The 25,644-nt window shown below is 68.0% G+C and carries 27 protein-coding genes; 18 read left to right on the top strand and 9 right to left on the bottom strand.

All coding sequences use genetic code 11. From position 1 onward, the window contains the following. Positions 1-4: 4 nt before the first annotated feature. From RBS60_RS16300 to RBS60_RS16290, 3 genes are all read right to left on the bottom strand, one after another. Positions 5-1,597, bottom strand: a complete 1,593-nt coding sequence (locus tag RBS60_RS16300) for a biotin/lipoyl-binding protein (protein ID WP_307958645.1) — start codon at positions 1,595-1,597, stop codon at positions 5-7. A gap of 98 nt (positions 1,598-1,695) precedes the next feature. Then, a complete protein-coding gene (locus RBS60_RS16295) occupies positions 1,696-1,872 on the bottom strand; it encodes a hypothetical protein (RefSeq protein ID WP_307958644.1) in 177 nt (58 codons plus the stop codon). Then, the gene (locus tag RBS60_RS16290; RefSeq protein WP_307958643.1) at positions 1,869-2,207 is read right to left on the bottom strand and encodes a hypothetical protein; all 339 of its coding nucleotides are present in this window, start codon (positions 2,205-2,207) and stop codon (positions 1,869-1,871) included. The genes RBS60_RS16295 and RBS60_RS16290 overlap by 4 nt, the downstream gene beginning before the upstream one ends. Before the next feature lie 316 nt (positions 2,208-2,523). On the opposite strand from RBS60_RS16290, the gene RBS60_RS16285 reads away from it, so the two are divergent. Genes RBS60_RS16285 through RBS60_RS16270 form a run of 4 tightly spaced genes read left to right on the top strand, consistent with a single transcriptional unit; the run spans position 2,524 to position 6,413 of the window. Next, positions 2,524-3,561, top strand: a complete 1,038-nt coding sequence (locus RBS60_RS16285) for an ABC transporter ATP-binding protein (RefSeq protein WP_307958642.1) — start codon at positions 2,524-2,526, stop codon at positions 3,559-3,561. Then, on the top strand, positions 3,558-4,418 hold the full coding sequence (locus tag RBS60_RS16280; RefSeq protein ID WP_307958641.1) for an ABC transporter permease: 861 nt from the start codon (positions 3,558-3,560) through the stop codon (positions 4,416-4,418). The genes RBS60_RS16285 and RBS60_RS16280 overlap by 4 nt, the downstream gene beginning before the upstream one ends. A gap of 25 nt (positions 4,419-4,443) precedes the next feature. Then, positions 4,444-5,661: a sensor histidine kinase gene (locus RBS60_RS16275; protein ID WP_307958640.1), complete on the top strand. Its 1,218-nt coding sequence runs from the start codon at positions 4,444-4,446 to the stop codon at positions 5,659-5,661. A 17-nt stretch (positions 5,662-5,678) separates the two neighbouring features. After that, positions 5,679-6,413, top strand: a complete 735-nt coding sequence (locus tag RBS60_RS16270) for a response regulator transcription factor (protein ID WP_307958708.1) — start codon at positions 5,679-5,681, stop codon at positions 6,411-6,413. 266 nt (positions 6,414-6,679) lie between these two features. Here RBS60_RS16270 and RBS60_RS16265 read toward each other — a convergent pair whose 3' ends face one another. Next, positions 6,680-7,885 carry a hypothetical protein gene (locus RBS60_RS16265; protein WP_307958639.1) on the bottom strand — a complete coding sequence of 402 codons (1,206 nt, stop codon included), beginning with the start codon at positions 7,883-7,885 and terminating at the stop codon, positions 6,680-6,682. Between the two features lie 260 nt (positions 7,886-8,145). Here RBS60_RS16265 and RBS60_RS16260 point away from each other — a divergent pair, with 260 nt between their 5' ends. From RBS60_RS16260 to RBS60_RS16235, 6 genes are all read left to right on the top strand, one after another. Next, complete coding sequence (locus RBS60_RS16260; protein WP_307958638.1) at positions 8,146-8,733, top strand: hypothetical protein; 588 nt, start codon at positions 8,146-8,148, stop codon at positions 8,731-8,733. Positions 8,734-8,842: 109 nt separating this feature from the next. Continuing rightward, on the top strand, positions 8,843-9,625 hold the full coding sequence (locus RBS60_RS16255) for a YcnI family protein (protein WP_307958707.1): 783 nt from the start codon (positions 8,843-8,845) through the stop codon (positions 9,623-9,625). An 8-nt stretch (positions 9,626-9,633) separates the two neighbouring features. Continuing rightward, complete coding sequence (locus tag RBS60_RS16250; RefSeq protein WP_307958637.1) at positions 9,634-10,233, top strand: copper resistance protein CopC; 600 nt, start codon at positions 9,634-9,636, stop codon at positions 10,231-10,233. Between the two features lie 94 nt (positions 10,234-10,327). After that, complete coding sequence (locus tag RBS60_RS16245; protein ID WP_307958636.1) at positions 10,328-11,059, top strand: glutamine amidotransferase; 732 nt, start codon at positions 10,328-10,330, stop codon at positions 11,057-11,059. A gap of 173 nt (positions 11,060-11,232) precedes the next feature. Then, complete coding sequence (locus RBS60_RS16240) at positions 11,233-12,525, top strand: Fic family protein (protein ID WP_307958635.1); 1,293 nt, start codon at positions 11,233-11,235, stop codon at positions 12,523-12,525. A 59-nt stretch (positions 12,526-12,584) separates the two neighbouring features. Then, positions 12,585-13,931: a M18 family aminopeptidase gene (locus tag RBS60_RS16235; protein ID WP_307958634.1), complete on the top strand. Its 1,347-nt coding sequence runs from the start codon at positions 12,585-12,587 to the stop codon at positions 13,929-13,931. 46 nt (positions 13,932-13,977) lie between these two features. On the opposite strand, the gene RBS60_RS16230 is transcribed toward RBS60_RS16235, so the two are convergent. Continuing rightward, on the bottom strand, positions 13,978-14,253 hold the full coding sequence (locus RBS60_RS16230; RefSeq protein ID WP_307958633.1) for a hypothetical protein: 276 nt from the start codon (positions 14,251-14,253) through the stop codon (positions 13,978-13,980). Positions 14,254-14,353: 100 nt separating this feature from the next. Between RBS60_RS16230 and RBS60_RS16225 the strand changes: the two genes are divergently transcribed. Continuing rightward, a complete protein-coding gene (locus RBS60_RS16225) occupies positions 14,354-15,007 on the top strand; it encodes a helix-turn-helix domain-containing protein (RefSeq protein WP_307958632.1) in 654 nt (217 codons plus the stop codon). On the opposite strand, the gene RBS60_RS16220 is transcribed toward RBS60_RS16225, so the two are convergent. The 3 genes from RBS60_RS16220 to RBS60_RS16210 all read right to left on the bottom strand — a co-directional run bounded on the left by RBS60_RS16220 (position 14,979) and on the right by RBS60_RS16210 (position 18,713). Continuing rightward, positions 14,979-15,647 carry a DUF1345 domain-containing protein gene (locus RBS60_RS16220; RefSeq protein WP_307958631.1) on the bottom strand — a complete coding sequence of 223 codons (669 nt, stop codon included), beginning with the start codon at positions 15,645-15,647 and terminating at the stop codon, positions 14,979-14,981. The two genes, RBS60_RS16225 and RBS60_RS16220, sit on opposite strands and share 29 nt — an antisense overlap. Next, positions 15,644-18,385, bottom strand: coding sequence for a DNA methyltransferase (locus RBS60_RS16215; protein ID WP_307958630.1), 2,742 nt, complete (start codon positions 18,383-18,385; stop codon positions 15,644-15,646). The genes RBS60_RS16220 and RBS60_RS16215 overlap by 4 nt, the downstream gene beginning before the upstream one ends. A 73-nt stretch (positions 18,386-18,458) precedes the next feature. Next, positions 18,459-18,713 carry a hypothetical protein gene (locus RBS60_RS16210; RefSeq protein WP_307958629.1) on the bottom strand — a complete coding sequence of 85 codons (255 nt, stop codon included), beginning with the start codon at positions 18,711-18,713 and terminating at the stop codon, positions 18,459-18,461. A 354-nt stretch (positions 18,714-19,067) separates the two neighbouring features. On the opposite strand from RBS60_RS16210, the gene rpsF reads away from it, so the two are divergent. From rpsF to RBS60_RS16180, 6 genes are all read left to right on the top strand, one after another. Further along, positions 19,068-19,373, top strand: a complete 306-nt coding sequence (rpsF, locus tag RBS60_RS16205; RefSeq protein ID WP_307958628.1) for a 30S ribosomal protein S6 — start codon at positions 19,068-19,070, stop codon at positions 19,371-19,373. Between the two features lie 66 nt (positions 19,374-19,439). After that, positions 19,440-20,039 (top strand): single-stranded DNA-binding protein, encoded by a 600-nt coding sequence (locus RBS60_RS16200; protein WP_307958627.1) that lies wholly within the window; start codon positions 19,440-19,442, stop codon positions 20,037-20,039. A gap of 72 nt (positions 20,040-20,111) precedes the next feature. Continuing rightward, the gene (rpsR, locus tag RBS60_RS16195) at positions 20,112-20,351 is read left to right on the top strand and encodes a 30S ribosomal protein S18 (protein ID WP_010144869.1); all 240 of its coding nucleotides are present in this window, start codon (positions 20,112-20,114) and stop codon (positions 20,349-20,351) included. Between the two features lie 17 nt (positions 20,352-20,368). Next, on the top strand, positions 20,369-20,821 hold the full coding sequence (gene rplI / locus RBS60_RS16190) for a 50S ribosomal protein L9 (RefSeq protein ID WP_307958626.1): 453 nt from the start codon (positions 20,369-20,371) through the stop codon (positions 20,819-20,821). A gap of 159 nt (positions 20,822-20,980) precedes the next feature. Beyond that, the gene (locus RBS60_RS16185; protein ID WP_307958625.1) at positions 20,981-21,661 is read left to right on the top strand and encodes an FMN reductase; all 681 of its coding nucleotides are present in this window, start codon (positions 20,981-20,983) and stop codon (positions 21,659-21,661) included. A 93-nt stretch (positions 21,662-21,754) separates the two neighbouring features. After that, a complete protein-coding gene (locus RBS60_RS16180) occupies positions 21,755-22,912 on the top strand; it encodes a dipeptidase (protein ID WP_307958624.1) in 1,158 nt (385 codons plus the stop codon). On the opposite strand, the gene RBS60_RS16175 is transcribed toward RBS60_RS16180, so the two are convergent. Then, on the bottom strand, positions 22,909-23,643 hold the full coding sequence (locus tag RBS60_RS16175; protein ID WP_307958623.1) for a hypothetical protein: 735 nt from the start codon (positions 23,641-23,643) through the stop codon (positions 22,909-22,911). The genes RBS60_RS16180 and RBS60_RS16175 overlap by 4 nt on opposite strands. Positions 23,644-24,101: 458 nt before the next feature. Here RBS60_RS16175 and dnaB point away from each other — a divergent pair, with 458 nt between their 5' ends. Then, complete coding sequence (gene dnaB / locus RBS60_RS16170) at positions 24,102-25,490, top strand: replicative DNA helicase (protein WP_307958622.1); 1,389 nt, start codon at positions 24,102-24,104, stop codon at positions 25,488-25,490. Positions 25,491-25,644: the final 154 nt, after the last annotated feature.

Genomic DNA, 25,644 nt, shown 5'->3' with positions numbered 1-25,644 from the left:
AGGCCTACCTGCCCGTGCTGGAGTTGCCTGTGCCACCCGTGCCCCCTCGGGTTCCGCCGTTTCCCCCGGAACCGCCGGTCCCGGCCCCGCCGAACCCGCCCGTGCCACCGCCGCCGGTCCCGCCGCCGAGGAGTCCGCGGGGGTTCTGGGTCGATGTGTCGGTGCTGCCGGTGACGCTCGGAAGGACGATCTCGTCGCCCTCGCTGAGGCCCGTGAGGACCTGCGTGCGGCCGTTGGCGGTGACGCCCGTCGTCACGACCACGGGTGCCTCGGTCCCGTTGCGCTGGACGGTGACGGTCTGCCGGGTGCCCGTCGTGGTGATCGCGAGGGTGGGCACCACGAGCGCATTGTCCGCGGACGCCGTCGTGACGGCAAAGTTGGCCGTCTCGCCGAGGCGGACCGCGGCGGGTGGGTTGGCAATCGAGACCGTCACGCTATAGGTCACGACGCCGTTCGTCGTCGTCGACGTCGCAGCGATCGAGGTGACTGCGCCGGTCACGGGCGCGGCACCGGCGTCGGCCTTGAGCGCCGGGAACGTGAGCGTGGCCGTCTGGCCGGCCTTCATCGCCGCGACATCCGACTCCGAGAACGCCGCGACCACCTGGAGGTGCCCGCTGTCGGTGAGCGTCACGAGCCCTCCCGCGGAGGACGACGACGCGCTCGAACCGCTCGATCCCGACGAGCCTGAGCCGGCTGAACCGCCGGAACCCGCGGAGCCTCCCGAGGAGCCGGACGAGGACGACCCGCCCGAGGCCGCTGTGGCCCCCACGACCGCGCCGACCGCCGTCACCGTGCCATCGGAGGGCGCTTTGACCGTGCAGTCCGTGAGGTTCTTCTGGGCCGTCGTGAGAGCGATCTGGGCACTCGTCGTGTTCCCGGGGGCGGCGTTGGCCTGCGAGTTCTGCGCCGACGTGAGTGAGACGCCCGCGGAGGCCGTCTGCTGCTGGTCCTTCAGGGCCGAGGACGCCTGCTGGTTCTGGGCCTGGGTGAGGGACTGCTGGTCCTTGGTGAGCTGGGTCTGGGCCGCTGTGAGCGCGTTGGCGGCCTGCGTGCTCGTCGGGCTCGCGGACGCTGTGGCCTGGTCCTGGGTGACGGTGGCCTGGTCGGCGTCGACCTGCTTCTGCGCTGCGGCCACCGAGGCGGCCTGCTGCTGGGAGTCGAGCGACTGGGTCTGGCGCGCGTTCACGAGCTGCTGCTGGGCCTGGGCCACCGCATTCGAGAGCTGGGACGCCTGCTGGCCGGACTGGGCGCTCGCGGCGTCGAGCGCTGCCTGCGCTGTGTCCACGGCGTTCTGCGCGTTGGTGGGGTCGAGGTCAACGAGGACGTCGCCGGCCTTGACCGCCTGTCCGACCGTGACCTTCACTGCGGTGACGGCGCCCGAGCAGTTGCCTGCACCGACGCTTGTGGTCGTGGTCGAGGAGACGTTGCCCGAGGCGGTTGCCGTCTGCTGGAGCGAGGCGCGTGCGACGGGCGTAGTCCGGCTGCTCACGGTGCTCGCCGGACGGGCGGTTGCGGACACGGTCGCCCAGATTCCCCCGCTCAGGAGGAGAGCAGCGGCCCCGAGGGCGCTGTTGATCACGAGGGTTCGGCGATTCACGGGGAGAAGACTATGGGCCCGGGCTATGCGGAGGCTGTGCAAATCCCGGGGACGGGCAGTGGGACGGCGGCCCCGTGGCGCCGCCGTCCACCCGCGAGTCAGCTGCAGGTCACGTTCATCTTGTCGACGATGACGATCGGGGTGCCGGGATCGACCGCGTTGAAGCCGATGTGGAACGTCTCGTGGCCCGTCTCATAGTGGGTGACGCCCGCCGAGTCCACTGCGGAGGCCTTGAAGTTCGCGGTGAACGTGCTGTTCGAGTTGCGGTTGTTCATGTGAAGTTGCCCCACACCGTGACCCGGCCGCTGAAGTCCAGCTGGGTCGAGGGCTGGACGAAGGTGGCGGTTCCCTCGGTCGTGAACGTTCCCCATGCTTCGTCTCCGCCCGGGAAGTACGTGACGTGCATGACGGAGTTGCCCGTGATGGTGGGGTTGATGGTCTCGCCGGTGCAGAAGTCGTGGTCTCCGTACTCCGTCCACGTCCCGTGCTGGGTGACGGTGTTGGTGACGGTGTGTCCGGAGTCGGCGAGGGCAGGGGCCGCAGACGCTCCAGTGACGAGGGCGCAGGCTGCAAGGGCCGCGAGGAGCCGCGGTGAACGAAGGATAGGCATCGGATTTCTTCTTTCTCACGAGTGACCGTCCGCCGGTCGCACCATGCGCCTGTCGGGCTTCGGTCAGTCATCTTGCTGGGGAATAGGGCAATCTCGCGAGGATCCCAAGACAACGCTAGCCCGTGGGGACAACGAAGTACAGGGGTTTATCCGACGAATTGATTAATTGTCATCCTTGGGGCGTAGGCGGCACCCGCTCGAAATCATCCCAGCGGGCGTCGCTGGGCACCGTGAGCCGAACTAGCGTGGAAGCAGCAGCGGGGAGAGACGGGCGACGGCGACCTGCCGCCGCCTGCAACAGCCACCAGGAGGCACAATGATCCAGGCAAAAGACCTGGCCAAGGTCTACGGGGACAAGACGGCGGTGGACGGCGTGACGTTCACCGTCCAGCCCGGCCGCGTCACCGGGTTCCTCGGCCCCAATGGCGCCGGCAAGTCCACCACGATGCGCATGATCATGGGCCTCGACGCGCCCACCCGCGGCAGCGTGACCGTCAACGGCGAGCCCTACGTCAAGCATCAGGCGCCGCTGCGCGAGATCGGCGCGCTCCTCGAGGCGCGCGCCGTCCATCCTGGTCGGACCGCCTACACCCACCTGCGCGCGCTCGCCGCAACGCACGGCATCCCGAACTCCCGCGTGAGCGAGGTCATCGAGATGACCGGACTCGGCGCCGTCGCCCGAAAGAAGGTCAAGGGCTTCTCCCTCGGTATGGGCCAGCGGCTCGGGATCGCCGCCGCGCTCCTGGGCGACCCGCAGGTCGTGGTCCTCGACGAACCCGTCAACGGGCTCGACCCGGAGGGCGTCCTGTGGGTCCGCAACCTCGTGAAGTACCTCGCGTCCGAGGGCCGCACGGTCTTCCTCTCGAGCCACCTCATGAGCGAGATGTCCCAGACCGCGGACCACCTCATCGTCATCGGACGCGGCAGGATCATCGCGGACGCTCCCATCGCGGACATCCTCAACGGCCAGGGACAGGCACGGACCCGCGTCCGCACCGACGCCCCGGAGCAGCTCGCGGGGCTCCTCGCCCGGGAGGGAGTGAGCATCCAGACCAAGGAGCGGGAGCTTCTCGAGGTCTCCGGGCTCGAGCCGCGCGAGATCGCGCAGACGGCCCTGCGCAGTGGGGTGCTCGTCTACGAGCTCACCCCACTGACGGCCAGCCTCGAGGAGGCCTACCTCGAGCTCACCAAGGACGACGTGGAGTACCGGTCCGACCGGCCCGACGCCGGCCACACGACCGCCAAGCACGCCGCGGAGGCCGGAGCGGCCCCTATGGCGGCATCCAACCCCACAGCATCCAACCCCACGGGTTCGGGTCTCGAGCCCACCCAGACCCAGGAGGCGAACCGATGAGCACCGCAGTCCAGCCATCCCACGCCGCGGCCGCGCCGGTGCTGACCGGCCCCAGCTTCGTCCGCGTCCTCACCTCGGAGCGCATCAAGCTCTTCTCGCTCCTCTCGACCCGCATCCTCCTGCTGTGCGCAGTCGCCCTGATGATCGGCTTCTCCGCGCTCCAGGCGTGGGGGTTCGGGCAGGCGCTCAACGCCCAGCGCAGCGGCGCCACGGGGCCGCGCGAGGCGATCGACGTGCCCTCCCTGCTCCCGCAGCTCCCGAGCGCCGGCGTTTCGTTCTCGCAGCTCATCATCGGCTCACTGGCCGTGCTCATGGTCAGCGCGGAGTTCAGCTCCGGCATGTCCCGCGCCACCTTCGCGGCAGTACCCAAGCGCTGGCCGGTCCTGACGGCGAAGGCTGTGTACGCCGTCGTCCTCGGGTTCGTCCTGACCTACGTGGGCGCGTACCTCGGCGGCCTCGTGGCGCAGCCGATCCTCGGCAACTATGACCTCCACCTCGACATGGCCTCTTGGGACGTTCAGCGGCACATGCTCCTGAGTGCCGCCTACGTCGCTGCCGTGGCGCTCATGGGCCTCGGGCTGGGCGCGCTCCTGCGGAACTCGGCGGGGGGGATCGTGATCCTCGTTGCGCTCCTGTTCGTCCTGCCGATCATCTTCCAGCTCATCCCGGGCGACTTCTTCAAGGAGGCACGCAAGTACCTCCCCACGAACGCGGCCAACGCCATGATGGAGACTGGCTCGAGTGCGCCGCTCAACACCGCCCTCCTCGAGCCCGGGCAGGGCACGCTGGTGCTCGGAGCCTATGTGGTCGTGCTGCTCGCGGCGGCCTTCACAACGCTCAAGCAGCGGGACGTCTAGGAGACCGGACAGGCCAGGAGGGAAAGTGCCAGCGCTGCCCGCGCAGAACCTCGCGCTCGCGGCCCCGCCCCGGCGGGGCCGCCTTCGCGCGTACCTGGCCGACCACCCGGTGGCGATGGACTGGATCGTCGTCGCGGCCGCGACCCTCCTGACGCTTCCACTCTTCGCCGAATTCGCGATACAGGGCCACTGGGTGAGGTTCGCGCTCCTCGCGGTCCAACAGCTCGCCCTGCGAGCCCGGCGGCGCTCGCCCTGGGCCGTTCTTGTCGTCACCGTGGCGATCGATGCCGCCCTGCTGTACCAGTCTCCGAACAGCTCGGTCATGAGTGGGGCGATGTTCTTCGCCCTCTACTCCGTGGCGGTTGCGGCGCCGGCCCTGGTCGCGTTCGGCGCGGCCCTCCTCGCCTCCGTCCCTGCCTCGGTGTACTACGCGTTCGTGTACACGCCGCACGGCCCCGAGATCTCTGCCAATGCCCGGTACGTTGGCCTCGTAGCGGCCGTGTCCGTGCTGCTCATGGACGTCATCGCAGCCGGTCTCGGCGCGTGGGTGCGGGGCAGTCGCGAGCACCAGGCCGAGGTCAGGGCCTGGGCCATGCGCCGCGCCGAACTCGCCTCGGTCCAGGAGCGGAATCGGATCGCGCGGGAGATGCACGACGTCGTCGCGCACTCCCTCACGGTCATGGTCACCCTGAGCGACGGCGCCGCGAAGGTCGCGCCCAAGGACGTGGAACGGGCCCAGGAGGTGCTCGGCGAGCTGTCCCGGACCGGCCGGACGGCGCTCGCGGATATGCGGCGCGTGCTCGGCGTCCTGCGGGAGAACCCCGGGACCAGCCTCGCGCCCACGCCAGGGATGGAGAGCCTGCACGCGCTCGTGGCCGGTTTCCGAACGGCGGGGCTGCCGGCGGTGCTGACTCTCACCGGCGCGCCGCCGCCGCCCGATCCGGCCTTCCAGCTGGCCATCTACCGGATCGTCCAGGAGTCCCTCACCAATGCCCTGCGGTACGGGCGCAGCGTCGGCAGGGTCGACGTGACGGTGGAGCGGGAGGGCAGCCGCGTGCGGATCCGGGTCGAGAACGACGGCGGGGCGCACGACGGCGCGGAGCCTCGCCTCGGGACCGGCGGGGGACTCGCCGGGATGCGCGAACGGGCCGCCCTGTACGGGGGGAAACTCCACGCCGGCCCGCGGCCAGGAGGAGGATGGGTCGTGGAGACCGAACTCCACTGGATCGAGGGGGACCGCTGATGGACGAGACGCATCGGATGGAGGCGGACCCTGCCGGACGACCGCATGAGGTGGCGCACGGCGGCGCGCCACTGCGCCTGCTCCTCGTCGACGATCAGCCGCTGCTGAGGATGGGCTTCCGGCTCGTGCTCGAATCCGAGGACGGGATCGAGGTGGTCGGCGAGGCCGGCAACGGCGAGGAGGCGGTGCGCCTCACGCGCTCGCTCGCGCCGGACGTGGTGCTCATGGACGTGCGGATGCCCGTCATGGACGGCATCGAGGCCACCCGGCGCATCGCGGCCGAGCACTCCGCGGCGCGGATCATCATCCTCACGACCTTCGATCTCGACGAGTACGCCTTCGCGGGCCTTCAGGCCGGCGCCTCCGCATTCCTGCTCAAGGACGTTGTTCCGGCCGAGCTCGTCCAGGCAGTGCGCCTCGTGGCGAGCGGCGACGCCGTCGTGAGTCCCCGGGTGACCCAGCGCCTGCTCGAGACCTACGTGCGCGGCGCGTCGCCCGGCCGGCCTGCCGAGCCGGACCCCGCGCTCGACCCCCTCCTCAAAGACCTCACGCCGCGCGAGCTCGAGGTGCTCCGGGCGATCTGCGAGGGCCTGAGCAACGCCGAGATCGCGCACCGCTTCTTCCTCTCCGAGGCGACCGTCAAGAGCCACGTGCGGCGGATCCTGACCAAGCTGCACCTGCGGGACCGCGTCCAGGCCGTCGTGTACGGCTACGAGACCGGGCTCATCATCCCGAGCAACCCGGACTTCTGACGAGCTCTGCTCCGCGCGCGCGTCCTCCTTGGAGCAGATAGGACGGGCTGCGCGCTGAGTCCTGAGGCCCTGTGAACATTCGTGACACGTCCGCTTTGAGACGGTCCTCGGTGCCGGCCCGCGCCTTGCCGACGACCACCCGGCGCGGCGAGCGGCCGGCGTCGTGCCCGATCCCGCACTGTAGCCCCCGCGTTCCAACGATGCGGGGTCAGCAGCACCGAGCTGCTGACCCCGCATCCGGGGGAGGTGACCCGGCATCGTTGGGGCTAGAAGCCCCCGGTGCCGTTCGGCGTGCCGACCCCGGTGGGGCCGTCCCAGCCGGCTCCGGCCGTGCACCACTGGGTGGTCGGGCAGGTGCCGTTGTTGCCGGAAGTCACGTCGAACAGGCTCGACGTGTGGGCGTACGGGATCGAGTTCGCGTACGTTCCGGTCGCGGCGGAGCCGGTGTTGCCGCTCTGCGCATAGACCGAGGCGATGATCGGCGAGGCCTCACTCGTGCCGCCGAACTGGCCCCAGGTCGAGGACGTCTTCGAGGTCGGGTAGTACACGGCGAGCCCGCCATTGCTCGGATCCGAGGCAGCGGAGACATCGTTCATCGCGCGTCCGGCGCAGCCGGTGTTGGACGAGGATGCCGCCGAAAGGGCCGCGTTGAGGCTCGAGCAGCCTGAGCCGGTCCCGCTCCACACCGACTCGCTCCAGCCCCGGGAGGTACCCGGCGCTGAGTTGAGCGAGGTTCCACCCACCGCCACGACGTAGCTCGAGGATGCCGGGTAGGAGGCGCCCTTGTAGCCGTTGTCGCCGGCGCTCGCCGTCACAGCGATGCCCGGGAAGTTGTAGTAGTTGCCGTAGGTCGAGTCGGCCGCGTCCGAGCCGCCGTACGAGTTCGAGATCGCCGCGACGCCGGGGAGCTTCGCGGCCGTCTGCACCGCAGTGCCAAGGTCGGCGAACGATGCCGAATTGGCCTGGAGGACCACGATCTTGCAGTCGGGGCACGCGGCAGAGACGGCGTCGACGTCGAGCGACTGCTCCTGCGCCCAGCCGGTGTTGAACCGCGGAAGGCTCGTGCCGCCGTTCTGGTTCATCACCTTCAGGCAGCCGTTGGCCGTCGTGCACGCGGGCAGGCCGAATTGGGCTCGATAGACGCCGAGGTCCGCCTCAAGGTTCGGGTAGCCGTACGCATCCACGATCGCCACGGTCTTGCCGCCCGAGGCCGCGCTAGTGAGCTTGTATGCGTCCCTGAGCTGGGAGGGGGTCAGACCGGACGACGGCGGCGTGGTCGCGTTGGCGATCGGGTGGCCGTTTGCGTCCACCGCCTGCCGCGCATGGCACGCAGCGTCGCCGGCGCGGGGCGTCGCGCAGACTTGAATGGAGTGGTCCGACTGCGGGTTCGGGCCGGGTGCTGCCCACGCTGGCGTGGTGGCGACGCCGGCGAGGAGCAGACCTGCGGCCGCTGCGGTGAGTATCTTCCTCATCAAGTGCCCTCCTGGGTGGGGAGAATAGCGCTGACATGTACGGTCGGATCGCGAGGGATTCACACTGGATTACAAAACCCGTCAACCGACTGGTGAGAGCCTCTCAGTTCTCCCAGCCTGCATCAAGGTTCACGGACATATTGTCAGCAAACTCCCAGCGAAGCCCAGTACCCCCGCGTGCGGATGCCCGCAGAGGCCCGGCTGTACGTAGAGTGGGGGGGACCCAGGCCCGGAGGCACAGGACGGAAGGCGGTGCGGGGATGCGTGCGCTGTTCAGGCTCTCCCGAGCTGGGCTTGTCGCCGGATCCACCCTCGTCCTCGCTGCCGCCGCCCATACCGCGGCGGGCGGGCGCCTGCCCGATCCGTTCATCGCCGCCGGGCTCTTCGCGCTGACGCTCCTTCCAGCCGTCTGGGTGTGCGCTCGCAGGGTGCGGACGACGACGATGCTGGCCCTGCTCGGCTCTGGGCAGCTGTTCCTCCACGAGGCGTTCTCCACCCTCTCGGAGTCCTCGGGGACCGTTACCCTCTACGCCCCGACCGCCGGGCACGTCCATGTACTCGGCACCGCGACCGCGCACGGCGCTGGAGGCCCTGCGCAGGCCGAGAGCGTGGCGATGCTCATTGCGCACGTCATCGCGACGGTGGCCACGGCGCTGCTGCTGGCCAAGGGGGAGACTGCCCTCTGGACGCTGCGCGACTGGCTCCGCCCTCTGGTGCGGGTCCTCGACCTCCCCCTGCTCCACCCGGTGCCGACGGTGCCAGCCGTCACCCGAGAGAGCCCCCCTGGACCCCAGCGCGGCCTGCGGCTGCCAGCGCTGCGCGGTCCGCCGGCGTCGTGCGCCGCCTGAGCCGACCGCTCGAGGCACAGTTCGACACCCCGCAGACCGCGGGCCTCCCTCACCCCTGCCCATCCGCGCGAGCGCGCCGGTGGGACCACACCCGAAGGCCAAGCCCATGATGAAGAACACCCTCCGCCGCGCCGCCACGGCGATCGGCACCGTCACCGCAACCGCCGCGCTGATCGTTGCCGGCGCGGCCGCCGCGAACGCGCACGTCACGGTCAGCCCCGATGACACCGGCGCCAACGGCTACTCGCACCTGACGTTCAACATGCCCAACGAGTCGGCCGCGGCCAAGACGAACAAGCTCGAGGTCAAGCTCCCCACCGACACCCCGTTCACCTCCGTCTCGGTCAAGCCGGTCGAGGGCTGGACCGCGCAGGTCGTCACCTCGGACCTGCCCAAGCCCGTCACCGTGGCCGGCGCGACCGTGACCAAAGCCCCGACCGAAGTCGTCTGGACCGCGAACGACGACGCCCACCAGATCGGCCAGAACCAGTACCAGGCCTTCTCCCTCTCCGTCGGCCGCCTCCCCGCTGCCGGGACCAAGGTCACCCTCCCGACCGCCCAGACCTACACCGACGGCACCGTCGTGAACTGGGACGAGGAGGCGCAGGAGGGCAAGGCCGAGCCTGAGCACCCCGCGCCGTCGTTCACCACGACCGCGGCCGACGACGCCAAGGACTCCGCCACGGCCTCGGCCGCGCCCACCGCGTCCACCGCGTCCACCGCGTCCACTGCGTCCGGCGAGACCGGGGCGAGCCCGGCGACGGCAGCCCCGGCCTCGCAGACCGGCGACGTCACCGGGGCCTGGGGTCTGGGTCTCGGAGCGCTCGGGGCGGTCCTCGGCGCCGCGGCCCTGGCCCTTGTCCTGACCGGACGCCGCAAGGCCACAAAGTAGGAGGAACCATGCGCACCCCCTCGCTCACCGTGCTGAGGAAGGCCGCGACCGCGGCCCTCCTGGCAGCCGCCATGCTGCTTCCCGCAGCGGCGGCCGCCCAGGCCCACGACGTCATCGAGTCGACGAACCCGGCAGACGGCTCCACCGTCCAGATGGTGCCTGACTCGGTGGTCCTGACCTTCGACCACACGCCGATTGCCATCGGCACGGAGATCCAGGTCAAGGATCCGTCGGGGACCAACGTCTCCAACGGCCCCGCCAACATCGTGGACACCAACGTCACCCAGCCGATCAAGCCGGGCGCACCGGCCGGGGTCTACACGGTCGTGTGGCGGGTGGTCTCCGCCGACTCGCACCCCATCGAAGGCACCTTCACGTTCACCGCGAAGGCCGCGGCGAGCGGGTCGGCGGCCGCGAGCACGGGTGCCCAGAGCGCGGCGGCCAGCGGCCCCGCGACGGCGGCCCCGGCGTCGTCGGGCTCGAACGACGGCGGCCTCGTCCTGTGGCTTGTCATCGCAGTGGTGGCGGTGGCCGCCGTCGTGGGCCTGGCGTTCTTTGTCCGGCGAGCCGTGGCGCGAGGAGGGCAGGACACGGCGGCCCGGGACTGACGCAGGGCAGACCCTGGCGGGAAACCGACGTGGGGAGCGGGCGCGGCCCTTCCGCGGACTTCCGTGGACACCCGATGGAACGGAAAATGAGTCCATGAGGCCGTTCCTGCTCCTCGCCGCCCGCGACCATGACGAGGTGGCCGACGACGAGTACCGCGCCTTCTGCGCCTACAGCGGGCTCGCACCGGACGAGCTGCATCGGGTCCGGGCCGAAGCCGCGTCGCTGCCGGAGATTCGGCTCGAGGACTACTCGGGTGTGATCCTCGGCGGCAGCCCGTTCACCGCGTCGGACCCGGTCGAGGACAAGGGACCGGTCCAGATCCGCGTCGAGGCCGAGATCCGCGCACTGCTGGACCGGATCGTCGCCGCGGACTTCCCGTTCCTGGGGGCGTGCTACGGCGTCGGCATCCTGGGCACTCACCGGGGTGCCGTCGTCGACCGTCGCTTCGGCGAGCCCGTGGGCGCGGTCAAGGTGAGGCTCTCAGCCGTGGGGCTCCACGACCCGATCTGCGCGGGCCTCGACCCCGCGTTCTTTGCGTTCGTGGGGCACAAGGAGGCCGTGCGCACCCTGCCGCCGGACGCCGCGTTGCTCGCCGGTTCTGACACGTGCCCCGTGCAGATGTTCCGCTTCCGGAAGAACCTCTACGCGACCCAGTTCCACCCCGAACTCGACCACACGGGGCTCGAGCGGCGCATCGACGCGTACCGACACTCGGGGTACTTCCCGCCCCACGAGGCCGAGTCGGTCAAGGAGCGCGCCCGCGGAGTGCTCGTGACCGAGCCGCAGAAGATCCTGGCCAACTTCGTGGCCCGGTACGGCTCCTAGGAATCGCTGGAGCTTCGCGCCTGCTTCTCCAAGTACAAGCTCCATTTGGAACAAACTTGGAGGAGGGTAGACTCGCTCCAAGTTCAAGTTCAAGTTCTACTTGGAGCAAAGTGGGAGATTGCGTGAAGCTGCCGATGCGTCCGCCTCATCCGGACACGTATATGGAACGTGCCATGAACCACGTCAGCGCCTTGTTCAGTCCGGAACTCGATGATTCGGCGTACCTTCCGTGGGACGAGCTGCGATACCGCACCGTCCCGTCGTTCCTGGGCAGCGATGCTGACCACGAGCTGTGGTGGGCCGCCCTCGTGCTATCCCGCCGCGCACGCCGCCGTGACCTCGGATTGCTACAGGCGGACGGGAGACCGTTCGGCCTGGTCCTCACGGACCGGACCCTCAAGGCCTCTGAACAGATCGCTCGCGAGACGGGGGGGCGGCTGGGCCTGCCCGAGGACGTCCTGGGGCCCTCTGACCGGAACCAGTTCATCGTGCGCTCGCTCGTCGAGGAGGCCATTACCTCATCGCAGCTTGAGGGCGCCTCGACGTCGCGACGAGTGGCCCGCGAGATGCTGGATTCGGGTCGCGAACCGGCCACGAAGTCCGAGCTCATGATCGTCAACAACTATGCGGCGATGCAGCGCATCCGGGACGTCGCGGAACAGCCGCTCACACCGGATCTCGTCCTGGAGCTTCATCGCATCCTTACCGATGGGACGCTCGAAGACCCCGACGACGCGGGCCGGCTCGAGACCCCGGACGTCGAGCGGGTCGCGGTCTGGGACAACGACCTGAAGGTGCACACCCCGCCGCCCGCCGAACAGCTGCCCGAGCGCCTTCAACGCGTATGTGACTTCGCCAACGGGACGCTCGAGCCGGACGTGTACCTGCCCCCAGTGGTGAGGGCCGTCGTCGTGCATTTCATGGTCGGTTACGACCACTACTTTGCCGACGGCAACGGACGCACGGCCCGAGCGCTGTTCTACTGGAGCATGCTCCACGAGGGCTACTGGCTGAGCCAGTACGTGGCGATCTCGAAGATCCTGCGCAAGGCACCGTCGCGCTACAGCCTCGCCTATCGCCACACCGAGGACGACGACGGTGACCTCACCTACTTCGTGCACTTCCAGGTCGACGTCATCCTGCGGGCCATCCGCGAGCTCAACAACTACCTCGATGCCAAGGGGCGCGAGCTCCGATCGGCACGCTCAGCCCTGCGTGAGCATGCCCATGAGCTCAACCAGCGTCAGCTCCAGACCATCGAGGATGCTGTGCGAGACTCCGAGACGGTCACCGCCAGGGCGTACGCCGGCCACTACGGCGTTTCAGGGGAAACCGCACGCCAAGACCTCGCCCAGCTGGTCCGGCTCGGGTACATGGTGCGCTCGAAGGCCGGGAAACAGTTCGTGTGGAGGCCAGTCGAGGGTCTCGCGGGGATGCTGGGCAGACCAGAGCCGCCCGCCCGCTGACGCGGCCTCCCGAAGCCTTCAGCGGTCATCGCCGCTTGCCCGCTGGCTAGACTCGGGCCATGCCTACCGCCGCGCATCTGCACGCCCTCGACCTCGGCCGCTTCGTCATGGCCTCGCCGTCGAGTTTCCACGCCGTTGCGGAGGGCGCGCGCCGGCTCGCCGAGGCGGGGTTCCAGATCCTCGACGAGGCCGACGGCTGGCCGAGCGCTCCCGGCGGCTATGCGGTGGTCCGCGACGGCGCGCTCATCGCGTGGACGCTGCCCGACGGCGCCGGCCCGACCACGCCCTTCCGCATCCTCGGCGCACACACCGACTCGCCCTCCTTCAAGCTCAAGCCCAAGCCCACTACCGGTCGCTTCGGCTGGCTCCAGGCTGGCGTTGAGGTGTACGGCGGCCCGCTGCTGAACTCGTGGCTGGACCGCGAGCTGCGCCTCGCCGGTCGTCTCGTGACGCACGACGGCGCGCAGCACCTCGCCGCGTCCGGCCCGCTCCTGCGGTTCCCGCAGCTCGCCATCCACCTCGACCGTGCGGTCAACGAGGGCCTCGTGCTGGGCAAGCAGCAGCACATGAACCCGGTCTGGGGCCTCGGCGATCCCTCCGGAGCGGATCTGGTCGCGGTCCTGGCCGAGGCCGCGGGGCTCGACCCGGCGCGGGTCGGCGGGTATGACGTCGTCGTGGCCGACACGCAGGAGCCGGCGATCTTCGGGGCGAACGGGGAGTTCTTCGCCTCGGGCCGGCTCGACAACCTGTCCTCGGTCCACGCGGGCCTCGTGGCGCTCATCGGGCAATACACGAATCCGGTGGTCGAGGGGCGTTCGTCGAGTGGAGCGGAGCGGGGCCACGGCGGAGGGGCGGAGTCGACATCCCGTTCCACCGATCCGATTCCGGTGCTTGCCGCGTTCGACCACGAGGAGGTCGGCTCGGCCTCCCGTTCGGGCGCCTCGGGCCCGTTCCTCGAGGACGTGCTGGCCCGCATCGCGGATGGCCTCGACGCCTCGGCGAGCGAGCGCCGTCGGGCTTTCGCCGCCTCGTGGCACGTCTCCGCCGATGCCGGCCACGCCGTGCACCCCAACTACGCCGAGCGCCATGATCCGGCCAACCACCCGCTGCTCAACGGCGGCCCGCTCCTGAAGATCAACGCGAACCAGCGCTACGCGACGGACGCAACGGGGGCGGCGCTGTGGGCGCGGCTGTGCGCCGAGGCCGAGGTGCCATACCAGGAGTTCGTCTCGAACAACGACGTGCCGTGCGGCTCGACGATCGGCCCGCTCACGGCGACGCGGCTCGGGATCCGGACCGTGGACGTCGGCGTGCCGCTGCTGTCGATGCACTCTGCGCGCGAGCTCGTCGGGGTGCAGGACCCGTGGCGCCTCTCGCGCGTCGCGGAGCGGTTCTTCCGGGGCTGATGCTGGGGATTCCTCCCCGGAAGAACCGCCGGTCTGGGGCCGCGGCCTACTGGACGAAGTCGAAGGCCTCGTAGGCCACGGGCTGCTCGCCGGACATCATCTGCTCGAGCACGCCCGCGCTCTGGAAGGCGGGGAACAGCGTGGTCTCGGCGAACTTCTGGGAAGCCGCCTGGCTCTCCCATACGTCGACGATCTGGATGCGGCCGTCCGGCAGTTCGCTCGCGGCGTGGACGAGGAGGCCGTCGGGCTTGGGGTCGAGGACTCCGGGGACTGAGTCGTATTCGGCCCGGGAATTGGCGTAGGAAACCATGGCGACTGGCATGGGACTCACCTTCTGGAAGAACCTGCTGGGGACGTTCACTAGAGGTATACTCTAGTGACTTACATCACTCAGTGTGCGTCTGCAGAGGAGGTGCGTCAAGATGCCGGAGCACGCGAGTTCCGGGTCGTCGGCCCGCCGCGAGAAGTCGGCACAGACCCGTCACGCCATCGTCGTGGCGGCGGCGAAGCTCTTCACTGAGCGGGGCTACGCGGGCACGCGGATGGCGGACATCGCGCGGGAGGCGGGGTATGCCGTCCAGACTGTCTACTTCGTCTTCCACACCAAGCCCGAGCTGCTCCAGGCCTGCTACACGCGTGCCGTGCTCGGGGATGATGAGCCGCGCCCACCCCAGGAGCAGCCCTTCTACGCGGCGGTCATGACTGCCCGAAGCGGCGAGGAGCTGCTCGGCCATTTCGCGCTCGGCAACGCCCAGATCCAGGCCCGGGCTGCCGGCATTGAGGAGGTGGCGCGGGAGGCTCGGCATGAGCCCGAGGCCCGAGCGGTCCGCGATTACAACGAGCGGCTCCGGCGCGAGGGCTACGCCGAGATCATTGCGTTCCTCGATGAGCGCTTCGGCCTCCGGCCGGGCCTCGCACGGGAGGACGCCCTCGAGCTCGTGCTCATGTACGGGGGAGCGGGACCCTTCAACGCGCTCGTCCGCGACGCGGGGTGGGACCTCGATCGGTTTACCGCGTGGCTCGACGGCGTCCTGACGTGGGAACTGCTCAGCTCGCGAGGCCGATCACGAGGTTGATGGTCGCCGCGAGGATGAGGGTCGCGAACACGTAGGCCAGGAGGCTGTGCTTGAGTGCCTCCGCTCGGATGGCGTGGTTCTTGATCGAGGTGTCGGAGACCTGATAGGTCATGCCGAGGCTGAAGGTCATGTAGGCGATGTCCGTGTACTGGGGAGGTTCAGCCTGGTTGAAGTCGATTCCGCCCTCAGGGGTCGCCGTGTAGTACAGCTCGGTGTACCTGAGGGTGAAGATCGTATGGAGCATGAGCCACGAGGCAGCGACCACGAGCAAGGCCAGCAGGGCCAGCGCCACCTTGGCCAGGCCGTTGTCGGCCTTGTTGCCCGACACCATCACGATGACAACGGCCACGATCGCCGCCGCGTTCGCGCAGAGGATGAGGAAGTCGCGCGTGCTGCGGCGTGGGTCCTCCTCGCGCGCATGGAGGCGGGTCTGCTCCGCGTTCATGGGGGCGATGCGGATCCAGACCCAGATGTCGTACACGAGCGCGGCCGCCCCCCAGCCGGCGGCGGGCGCGTGCCACCAGGAGCTGAGGGTCCCCGTGATGACTGTGACGACGACCCCGACGGCGAGCATCATCCAGAGGCGAAGGCGGGCAGTCTGGGCGCGACGGGTTAGCGGCCGCTCTGTGTCAGGGCTCATGTGGCCGATCCTTGCACCTCAGCCTTGGTGCGCGGTGGGAACGGGGAGTACTGGCGTGTCCCGTTGGAGATCTCCTTGTTGAGATCCGTGAGGCGGCGCACGATCTCGTCCGAGTCTTGGGCTGCCGACCTCGGCCAGCCGTAGCATTCGGCAACGGTTTCGTCGAGTTGGCGGTGCAGCTTCTTGAGGTCGGCGTAGGCGCCGTCGTCCACGAGGTTGTACAACTTGGTGAGCCCGAAGTTCTCGCGGAGGCAGATCGCCTCGCGACGGCCGACGACGGCGCGGCTGAGTTCCGCGACCTTCTCTCGTTGCTCGGGGGTCACCGGATCGGGCCAAGGGAAGGTCGCGAACACTGTTGTCGGCGTGTAGCGGAGATCTCCCTTGAGTGTCGATGACTGGTGCCAGGCCCACATCTCGTGCGCTTTGGAGAGCAGGATGCCCATTGAATAGTCATCATCGAAGGTGAACACGTTGGTGAGGTTGCTCGGGCAAGTCGATGAATCTTGGAAGGCGACAAATAGGCGTTTTCCTTGGGCTCCACCAGCGACGAATCGATTTAGGTTTCCGAGTGAACGACGCATTCCGGGGCGGTTCTCGCCGAAGAGCCACCAGATGTCCCGGTAAACCTTACGATTGTTCGTTTCGCGGATCGGGCGCACCCGATTTCTGACAATGTCTAGCGCGGCCGGATACTGCCGTGCCTCCTCGAGAGCACGCAGCCCGAAGTCGATCGTCCAACGCGACGGAGTCTGGTCTGGACGTTCGGTGATGTCCTCCCCGTTCAGGTAGGGCCTCACAACATCGGCATACCTCGGATTCTCGTCCAGGAGCCGACGCGCCTCGTCGTCGGAGAGGATGAATCCCGCGCCCACAGGAATGGGTCCCTGAAAGCAGCGGCCCTTGTTCGCTCTGAGAACGGCAGGTATCCAGGAGTGAGGGTCGAGTGGGGTCAGCGATGCGCTGATCGCGGGTACTTCGAAGCCGTCCAAGGAGAACTCCTTGACCGTATCGGCTGGCTTCTTGATCCAGTTCACGATGCTGACGTGGACCTTCGCCTCACCGGGCCATTTCTGGCTGCTGACCGCGTCCGTAATGACACCGCCGGTGCTCACGATGTAGTCGAGGGAAGCGGACCGCGCACGGTTCTGGGATACGGAGTTCGTCCCAACGAGACCTGCTCGTTGTCCAGGCTTCAGTTGGTCCTGCGCAATACGGAACCAATAAGTTACGAGATCCTTGATTCCCACTTTGAAACGCTTCGCGAGCCACTCAGCGTAGTCGTCTCCAAGACGTCCCCGAATAAACTGCGAGCCGAGGAACGGTGGATTGCCGATGATCGCGTCGACCTTGGGCCACTGGGTCTGAAGCGAGTCTGCGTGCTTGATCGAGGACATGTCGACGAGGGGAAGGGGGTCCTCGGCGAGGCCGAAGCGGTCAATCATCTGCCGCTGCCCCATCCAGAGGGTTAGACGCGAGATCAGCACGGCAACGGGTTCGATCTCGAGTCCGTAGAGGTTGTGGAGGGGGTAGAAGGGCAGATCTCCCGCCGGAACTGGAAGGCCCTTTTCGTGCGCGACCTGCTTAATCTTCGTCTTGAGTTCAGACTCGAGCGCGCGCATCTCTCGGTACGCGACATAGAGGAAGTTGCCGCACCCACATGCGGGGTCGAGGATCTTGAAGGCGCAGAGTTCGTCGAGGAGGTCGACACCGGCTTGGGGTGACGCGATGGCGTCGATCTTCTCGCGCCACGGCCGAATGATGGTCGGCGTAACTACCTTCATGATGTCGGCCTCGTGCGTGTAATGAGCGCCGAGCGCCGACCGACGCTCCGGTCCGAGAACACCCTCGAGGAGAGACCCGAAGATGGTCGGGTCGACTTGGCGCCAGTCGAATTCGGCCGCCGAAGCGAGGAGCTTGAGTTCGTCCTGATCGAGAGCAACGCCAAAGACGGAGCTGAACAAGTCACCATTGACATAGTGCGTCCCCGCGTAGTGGCCGGTCCGGTTGTGGTTTCCTTTCTGGTTCAGCACCGTGAAGAAGAACTGGAACTCGGCCGCGGGATTCAGCTCGGGATGCGCGCGCAGCCGGGCCACGAGGTTCTGCATCGGGTAGTCCTCGAGCATGAGCAGGTCCTCGGCGTACAGGCACCAGACCGCCTGAAGCACGAAGCGCTGGATCTCATTGACCGGTGCTGCCGCGCGGTCGAGAAGTGAGTGATACAGATCCGCGACGAGCTTCGCGGCTTCGCGGCTGAGGTGGCGGTGATGTTCGATGAAGACAGGCTCAACGGCAGCATCGGCGAGGAACAACAGTGCGTCGTATCGATCGGGGAGTTCGGTCAGCGGGAATGAGTACCGCGGTTTGGTGGGGAAGCGCCCCGGCTCCCAGAGTTCGAAGCTGCCGAAGTTGCAGATGAGGACCCAGCGGGCGGCCGGAACGTCAGCGTCGTCGTCCGCGGACTCTTTCCAATAGCGCTCGACTTGGTCGCGTGCAGAGGCGACCGCAATTCCGGGCGCCTTCATCTCGACGATGAGATTTCCGGGCCAATGAAGGTCCATGAAACCCGCTGAGGACTTGAAGTCCTCGAACCGCCCTCCAACTTCCAGACGGTCAGTGCCGTAGGCGGCGAAGAGGTCGTTCAGGAAGGTTTGGGCCTCAGCCTTCTCGCTGCCGGTATAGCCGCCCCACTTCGTCGCGAACTTGACTAGCGCCGCTCGGATTTCTTCGCCGCTTCGCATGGCCCCCACACTCTCGATCTGGCTAGTCCTGCCAGCTTATGCGGGTGCTGCGACATTCTCCGTTGCACTCCGCTCAGAGGAGCCGGAGTTCAGCCTGCCGGTAGTAGGCGTCCTGCATGAGCCGTTTCCGGGTCGCCTGCAGCGCCGTGATCGCATCGTCAAGTGCCAGCATCGCGTTGCGTTCCTCATCCGACTTGGCCGCCTGTGCGCGGGCCTTCTTGGCCAGAGTGATGGCATGCTCGATGTTGAGAAGCACGTTGGAGACCCCGTTCATGACGGCCTCATGCGCCGCTTCTTCTGGGGAGCGCGCTGCCGGGCTCTGCGCCATGTGCTCATCTCCTGCCGGTCGCTGACGGTGCATTAAGCCTACGGGCTGTTGCAGCTTCCCGCATGGATCACGCAGCCGTATGTGTACATTCCGAGCGTGGGCCGTCTTCCACAGCTGACCGCTCGGGCGTGTCGTCCACATACGGCGTCCGGCTCGTATGACGTCGTGTGGTCGCCGATAGCGTTGGTCGAGGGATGGTTCCGGGTCAAGCGGACGCGCTGGATCCGGTAGACTTGTGCAGTCTGTGCGCCAGCTTCCACCTTTTTCTCGGGTGATGCTGCGCGTGGACACGCACATGAACCTCCTGTTGCGGAAAGACCGCAACCGCTTAGCCCAAAGGAGGTGGGTTCACACATGCGTCCTTACGAACTGATGGTCCTCATCGACCCCGAGGTCGACGAGCGCTCAGTCCAGCAGTCGCTGGACAAGTTCCTCTCTGTGATCACCAACGACGGTGGAACCGTCGACAAGGTGGACATCTGGGGTCGTCGTCGCCTGTCCTACGACATCAAGAAGAAGAACGAGGCAATCTACGCCGTCGTGAACTTCACCTCGGAGCCGGCCACGGCGCAGGAGCTGGACCGCCAGCTGTCCCTCAACGAGACGATCCTGCGTACCAAGATCATCCGCCCCGAGGACCAGAAGGTTTCCGCCAAGTAGTCTTGGCGTGAATCCCTCACCCAGTACAACGATTTTCAGTACGCACGCACGGAACCAGGAGGAAGCATGGCAGGCGAGACCACCATTACGGTGATCGGCAATCTGACGAACGACCCCGAGCTGCGGTTCACGCCGTCCGGTTCGGCCGTCGCCAACTTCACCGTGGCCTCCACGCCGCGTACCTTCGACCGCCAGTCGAATGAGTGGAAGGACGGGGAAACCCTGTTCCTCCGCGCGTCGATCTGGCGCGAGGCTGCCGAGAACGTCGCCGAGTCCCTCACCAAGGGCATGCGTGTGATCGTGACCGGGCGCCTGAAGAGCCGTTCGTACGAAACCAAGGAAGGCGAGAAGCGCACCGTCATCGAGCTTGAGGCCGACGAGATCGGCCCGAGCCTGCGCTACGCGTCCGCGAAGGTCAACCGCACCCAGCGCTCCGGCGGTCAGGGTGGCGGCAACTTCGGCGGCGGGCAGGGCGGCGGCAACTTCGGCGGCGGCAATGCCGGCGGAGGCTGGAGTGGCGGCCAGGGGTCCCAGGCCCCGAGCGGCGGCAACTCCGGCGGCAGCTGGGGCGGCGGCCAGCAGCAGGACGACCCGTGGGCGACCCCGGGCGTCAGCAATGCTGGCGGCGGCTGGGGCAACGGCAACGAGTCCGAGCCCCCGTTCTGATCGACTTCCTTTCCACAACATCAACCATCCCGTGGCGCAGCCACGGGCTCCAGAGATCTAAGGAGCTCCACGATGGCCAAGGCTGAAATTCGCAAGCCGAAACCAAAGTCCAACCCCTTGAAGGCCGCTGACATCACTGTCATCGACTACAAGGACGTCGCCCTGCTGCGCAAGTTCATCTCGGACCGCGGCAAGATCCGCGCCCGTCGGGTGACCGGCGTGACCGTGCAGGAGCAGCGCAAGATCGCCCAGGCGATCAAGAACGCCCGCGAGGTCGCCCTGCTCCCCTACTCCGGCGCTGGCCGCGGCTGAGAAGGGAAGCAACTTTCATGGCAAAGCTCATTCTGACGAACGAGGTGACGGGTCTCGGTTCCGCCGGTGACGTCGTCGAGGTCAAGGACGGCTACGCGCGCAACTACCTGCTGCCGCGCAGTTTCGCCGTCGCCTGGACCAAGGGCGGCGAGAAGCAGGTCGAGCAGATCCGCGCCGCACGTGAGGCACGCGCCCACAAGTCGCTCGAGGCCGCTCAGGCCCAGGCCGCTGCCCTTGCGGGCACTTCGGTGCGCCTTGAGGTGAAGGCCGGCAAGGAAGGCCGCCTGTTCGGCACCGTCCGCGCCGAGGCCGTTGCCGGTGCAGTCGAGGCCGCCGGTCTCGGCGCCATCGACAAGCGCAAGGTGGTCATCCCCGGTCACATCAAGTCCACCGGCAAGTACGAGGTCGCCGTGCGCCTGCACGACGACGTCTCCGCTGTGGTCAACCTCGAGGTTGTCCCCGCGAAGTAGTCGCGCCGGTCGCCGCCCGTCATTATGCACGGACCGCGCCTGAAAAGCCCCTTCCGCTCGCGCGGAAGGGGCTTTTCGCGTCCGCGGGAATAGCCGCTGGCATTCCGCCGTTGGAGGAACTAGATGCAAATGCATGAACTTCCAACCAGGGCAGGACACATGGCCGAGAACACCAACATCGTTGTCATCTCCGCAGGCCTCGGCGTGCCGTCGTCGAGCAGGCTCCTCGCGGACCAACTCTCCGCCGCCACCGAGCGGCTCGCGCGCGGGGCCGGATTTGCGCCGTCCGTGACCACGATCGAGCTCCGCGACCTCGCCGTGGACATCGCCAACAACTTCGTGACCGGCTATGCGGCGCCCAATCTCGCGGAGGCGATCGCCGTCGTCGAGCGCGCCGATGCGATCATCGCGGTGACCCCGGTGTTCTCCTCGAGCTACAGCGGTTTGTTCAAGTCCTTCATTGATGTGCTTGAGCCGCGCTCCCTTGAGGGGAAGCTCGTCCTGTTGGCCGCGACCGGGGGCTCGGCCCGCCACAGCCTCATGCTCGACTTCGCGATGCGTCCCCTCTTCAGCTACCTGCGCACGCGCATCCTGCCGACCGCGGTGTTCGCGGCCCCGACCGACTGGGGTCAGGGCGCGGCGGGAGACCGTACTCTCGGCGGAGGCCTCACTGCCCGCATCGAGCGTGCCGCGACGGAGCTCGTCCTCGAGCTCGCCCGCGAGCAGGGCGCGGCCGCCGACGACCGTCCCGCCGCCACACTGCCGAAGGTCGCGACGCGCCCCGAGGACAAGTCCTTCGAGGAGCTCCTCGCAGACCTCACCGGCGCCGACGCCGTCTGAGACCACCTCCCGGAACCCATCGTCTGGAGGTCATCACACTGAGGTCACATCATGTGACCCTCAGGAGACGACCTCCAGACGTACGATGGCCGAATGCAGCCCGCAGCACCTGAGCACGCCCCGATCTTCGACGGCCACAACGACCTCCCCTGGGCCCTCCGCCAGGACTTCGCCTACGATGTCGCGGCAGCGACCCTCGACGCCGGGCAGCCCCGTCTCCATACGGACATCCCGAGGCTGCGGGCAGGTGGCCTAGGCGCCCAGTTCTGGTCGGTCTTCGTGCCGTCGACGCTGGCCCCCGAGGAGTCCGTCGTCGCGACCCTCGAGCAGATCGACTGCGTGCGCCGGATCGCCGCGGCGCACCCGGACACGTTCGAGCTTGCCAGGACCGCCGAGCAGGTGCGCGCCGCCGTCAGCCGCGGCAGGATCGCTTCCCTCATGGGCGCCGAGGGCGGTCACAGCATCGCCGGCTCCCTGGGGGTGCTGCGGATGCTCGCCCAGCTGGGCGTGCGCTACATGACACTCACGCATAACGACGATGTGCCGTGGGCCTGCTCGGCGACCGGCGAGGCGATGGAGCGCGGCCGCGACACCGGACTCACCGACGTCGGCCGGGATGTGGTGGCCGAGATGAACCGGATCGGCATGCTCGTGGACCTCTCGCACGTCTCGCCGCGCACGATGGCGGACGCGCTCGACGCCACGCGTGCCCCCGTGATCTTCTCGCACTCGTCCGCGCGGTCCGTCTGCGACCACCCGCGCAATGTCCCCGACGACGTGCTCGAGCGGCTTCCGGCCAACGGCGGAGTCCTCATGGTCACCTTCGTGCCGAAGTTCGTCTCCGAGGCCTGCCGCGAGCACGCCCTTGCGGTCCGCGACACGAGGCGCGCTCTCGGCCTGCCGACCGAATTCCACGATGTCCCGCCCCTCGAGGACCCCGCTGCTGCCGCGGCGTTTGCCGCGTGGCTCGAGGCGAACCCGGCGCCCGAGGCGACGATCGGCGACGTCGTGCGCCACCTCGAGCATGCGCGCGAGGTGGTCGGCCCGCGCCATCTCGGGCTAGGCGGGGACTTCGACGGAACTACCGACCTGCCGCGCGGCATGGATGGCGTGGCCGGCTATGCGCCCCTGCTCGCGGCGCTCGAAGAGCGCGGGTGGCCGCGCGAGGACCTCGATGCGCTGTGCTTCGACAACGCGCTGCGGGTGCTCGAGGAGGCCGAGCCCGCCGGGATGCAGCGGCTCGCTGTCTAGAGGAGCGAGACGAACGCGCGAGCGTCCTCGATCGTGATGTCCGAGTGGCGCCGCAGCATCTGCGCGGCGTCCTCGGCGTCCCCGATCTGCGCCAGGCCCTTGATCTCGTTGTAGATCTCGTCGTTCAGCATGTTGGACGCGACCTCGAGGGTCTGGCGTCCGTTGCTGACAATCGCCCGGTAGCGGTACGGGAACCGCTGGGGGCGGGGCGCGGCCGGCTCGTCCTCGGCCTCTTCCGGTGCCGCAGGCCGGTTCTGGGCAGGCGGCTGCGGCGCTGGAGCGGGCTTATCAGCCTCCTGCGGACCCCCCTCAGATCCGCGCTGGCGCACGACGGCGCGGGGCTGCTCGGGTGCGGGGGGAGCCTGGTGTGCGGGGGCGTCGTGGTGCGCCGGGGCATCAGGGGACGGCTCCGCCGCGGCCGCACCGCCCCGGAAGGCCTGAGGATAGCGGTCCAGGAGGATGACCGCGTTGCGGGCGTCGACGAGGCCAGAGCCAGTGGCCTCGCGGTATGCCGCAATCGCCTGCACGGTGAGTCCGCGGGCAATGAGCGAGTAGATGGCGCGGTGCTGGGCCTCGGTGAGTCGTGCGGCGGCTGCCGCCGCGGCATCGGGGCCAGCGGCAAGCGCGCCCTCGACGGACGCTTTGGCGCGCCGTGCGCCCGCACGGAGCACGAAGACGACGACGGCGGCGACCATCAGGAGGATCAGGATCGGGGGCAGCAGGGTTTCCATCAGTGCTTCTCGGGTGGCGGAGTGTGCAGTTCCAGCGTAGTGCCTGCGCCGACGGTGCTGCGAGGGTCGGGCAACATGCCGTGGGCAGAATGCCGCGGGCCAGCTCACGATCTACATGTGGCATAAATCACATAATTGATTGATCTATTCCTGAAAACACATTTGTTGGGTGAATGGCCCCGTTTCGGGCTGTGGATTGCTCCTGTGGAAAAAAATCTTCCGTCCACACGTTGTCAACAGAGTCTTCCCAGATGAGAGATCGATTCTTAGAGACTCCTGAAACTTATCCACATCTATCCACAGGGTCTGTGAACAACAATGGGCGGGTTGCCCACACCTTGTCCACAGGCGCGGTGGACGGTGGGCTTTCGAATGTCGGAGGGCCCAGATACGGTGTGCTCGTCCCTCCGGGGGGAGACTTTGCCTCCGGGACGATTGCTAGCTCCGAGGTGTTGCCCGTGTCCACGTCCCACGTCGATTCAGCGCCGTCCGTCAGGGACTCCGACGCTGGGCGCACGCCACCGCAGGACATCGTGGCCGAGCAGTCCGTTCTCGGCGGCATGATGCTCTCGAAGGATGCCATCGCAGATGTCGTGGAGGTGCTGCGCGGTGCGGACTTCTACCGCCCCGCGCACGAGGCGATCTACGAGGCGATCATCGACCTCTACGGCAAAGGCGAGCCCGCCGATGCCGTGACGGTCTCCGACGAGCTGACCAAGCGCGGCGAGATCAATCGCGTGGGCGGTCCGGCCTATCTCCACGAGCTCATCCAGTCGGTGCCGACGGCCGCGAACGCAGGTTACTACGCCGAGATCGTCGCCGAGCGAGCCGTCCTCCGCCGGCTCGTGAGTGCCGGCACCAAGATCGTCCAGCTCGGCTACGGGCAGGATGGCGAGGTCGAGGACCTCGTCAACCAGGCGCAGGCGGAGGTCTACTCCGTGGCCGAGCGCCGCGCCGCCGAGGACTACGTTCCGCTCTCGCAGGTCATGGAGGGCGCGATGGACGAGATCGAGGCCGCAGGCCACCGCGGCGGCGGCATGACGGGCGTCCCGACGGGCTTCTACGAGCTCGACGAGCTCACTCACGGGCTCCATCCCGGCCAGATGATCGTCATCGCCGCGCGCCCCGCCGTCGGAAAGTCGACCTTCGCGCTGGACTTCGCGCGGTCTGCGGCCATCAAGCACAAGATGGCCACCGTCTTCTTCTCCCTCGAGATGGGGCGGAACGAGATCGCCATGCGCCTCATGAGCGCCGAGGCATCCATCCAGCTGCAGGACCTGCGCCGCGGCACGCTCCGCGACGACCAGTGGTCCAAGATCGCCTCGGTGCTAGGCCCGCTGAATGAGTCGCCGCTCTTCATCGACGACTCGCCGAACATGTCCCTCATGGAGATCCGCGCGAAGTGCCGCCGCCTCAAGCAGCAGCACGACCTCAAGCTCGTGGTCCTCGACTACCTCCAGCTCATGACCTCGGGCAAGAAGGTCGAGAGCCGTCAACAGGAGGTCTCGGAGTTCTCGCGCGCACTCAAGCTCCTCGCGAAGGAGCTGCAGGTGCCTGTCATCGCGCTCTCGCAGCTCAATCGCGGTTCAGAGCAGCGCCAGGACAAGCGGCCGATGATCTCGGACCTTCGCGAGTCAGGCAGTATCGAGCAGGATGCCGATATGGTCATACTTCTGCACCGCGAGGACGTCTACAACAAGGAGTCCCCGCGGGCCGGTGAAGCGGACATCCTCGTGGCCAAGCACCGCAACGGCCCCACGAAGGACATCGTCGTCGCGTTCCAGGGCCACTACTCGCGCTTCGCCAACATGGCGGCTGACGCGGGCGGCGAGGGCGGCGGGTTCTAGGAGGCGCCGCGATCCATGGGATTCTTCGCATACGTTGACGAGTCCGGGTCCAACCGATCGGATGATCCGCACGAAGCATGAGACAACGGGCCTGTTAAGGCGCGAATCCTCGGGCCCTGTCGTCCGGCAGGAACTCCCGAGGATCACTTCTAGG

The organism is Sinomonas sp. ASV486 (assembly GCF_030908215.1).
GTDB lineage: Bacteria > Actinomycetota > Actinomycetes > Actinomycetales > Micrococcaceae > Sinomonas > Sinomonas puerhi.
Note: the sequence above shows the minus strand (reverse complement) of the source record. Positions and strands in the feature narration are given on the sequence as shown.

Coding starts and splice junctions, on each gene's coding strand:
- RBS60_RS16295 (WP_307958644.1), bottom strand. CDS start 1,872: ATGAACAACCGCAACTCGAACAGCACGTTCACCGCGAACTTCAAGGCC.
- RBS60_RS16250 (WP_307958637.1), top strand. CDS start 9,634: ATGCGCACCCCCTCGCTCACCGTGCTGAGGAAGGCCGCGACCGCGGCC.
- RBS60_RS16255 (WP_307958707.1), top strand. CDS start 8,843: ATGAAGAACACCCTCCGCCGCGCCGCCACGGCGATCGGCACCGTCACC.
- RBS60_RS16210 (WP_307958629.1), bottom strand. CDS start 18,713: ATGGCGCAGAGCCCGGCAGCGCGCTCCCCAGAAGAAGCGGCGCATGAG.
- RBS60_RS16265 (WP_307958639.1), bottom strand. CDS start 7,885: ATGAGGAAGATACTCACCGCAGCGGCCGCAGGTCTGCTCCTCGCCGGC.
- rpsF (WP_307958628.1), top strand. CDS start 19,068: ATGCGTCCTTACGAACTGATGGTCCTCATCGACCCCGAGGTCGACGAG.
- RBS60_RS16260 (WP_307958638.1), top strand. CDS start 8,146: ATGCGTGCGCTGTTCAGGCTCTCCCGAGCTGGGCTTGTCGCCGGATCC.
- RBS60_RS16185 (WP_307958625.1), top strand. CDS start 20,981: ATGGCCGAGAACACCAACATCGTTGTCATCTCCGCAGGCCTCGGCGTG.
- RBS60_RS16180 (WP_307958624.1), top strand. CDS start 21,755: ATGCAGCCCGCAGCACCTGAGCACGCCCCGATCTTCGACGGCCACAAC.
- RBS60_RS16280 (WP_307958641.1), top strand. CDS start 3,558: ATGAGCACCGCAGTCCAGCCATCCCACGCCGCGGCCGCGCCGGTGCTG.
- rplI (WP_307958626.1), top strand. CDS start 20,369: ATGGCAAAGCTCATTCTGACGAACGAGGTGACGGGTCTCGGTTCCGCC.
- rpsR (WP_010144869.1), top strand. CDS start 20,112: ATGGCCAAGGCTGAAATTCGCAAGCCGAAACCAAAGTCCAACCCCTTG.
- RBS60_RS16245 (WP_307958636.1), top strand. CDS start 10,328: ATGAGGCCGTTCCTGCTCCTCGCCGCCCGCGACCATGACGAGGTGGCC.
- RBS60_RS16220 (WP_307958631.1), bottom strand. CDS start 15,647: ATGAGCCCTGACACAGAGCGGCCGCTAACCCGTCGCGCCCAGACTGCC.
- RBS60_RS16225 (WP_307958632.1), top strand. CDS start 14,354: ATGCCGGAGCACGCGAGTTCCGGGTCGTCGGCCCGCCGCGAGAAGTCG.
- RBS60_RS16240 (WP_307958635.1), top strand. CDS start 11,233: ATGAACCACGTCAGCGCCTTGTTCAGTCCGGAACTCGATGATTCGGCG.
- RBS60_RS16215 (WP_307958630.1), bottom strand. CDS start 18,385: ATGCGAAGCGGCGAAGAAATCCGAGCGGCGCTAGTCAAGTTCGCGACG.
- RBS60_RS16235 (WP_307958634.1), top strand. CDS start 12,585: ATGCCTACCGCCGCGCATCTGCACGCCCTCGACCTCGGCCGCTTCGTC.
- RBS60_RS16175 (WP_307958623.1), bottom strand. CDS start 23,643: ATGGAAACCCTGCTGCCCCCGATCCTGATCCTCCTGATGGTCGCCGCC.
- RBS60_RS16270 (WP_307958708.1), top strand. CDS start 5,679: ATGGAGGCGGACCCTGCCGGACGACCGCATGAGGTGGCGCACGGCGGC.
- RBS60_RS16200 (WP_307958627.1), top strand. CDS start 19,440: ATGGCAGGCGAGACCACCATTACGGTGATCGGCAATCTGACGAACGAC.
- RBS60_RS16285 (WP_307958642.1), top strand. CDS start 2,524: ATGATCCAGGCAAAAGACCTGGCCAAGGTCTACGGGGACAAGACGGCG.
- RBS60_RS16290 (WP_307958643.1), bottom strand. CDS start 2,207: ATGCCTATCCTTCGTTCACCGCGGCTCCTCGCGGCCCTTGCAGCCTGC.
- RBS60_RS16230 (WP_307958633.1), bottom strand. CDS start 14,253: ATGCCAGTCGCCATGGTTTCCTACGCCAATTCCCGGGCCGAATACGAC.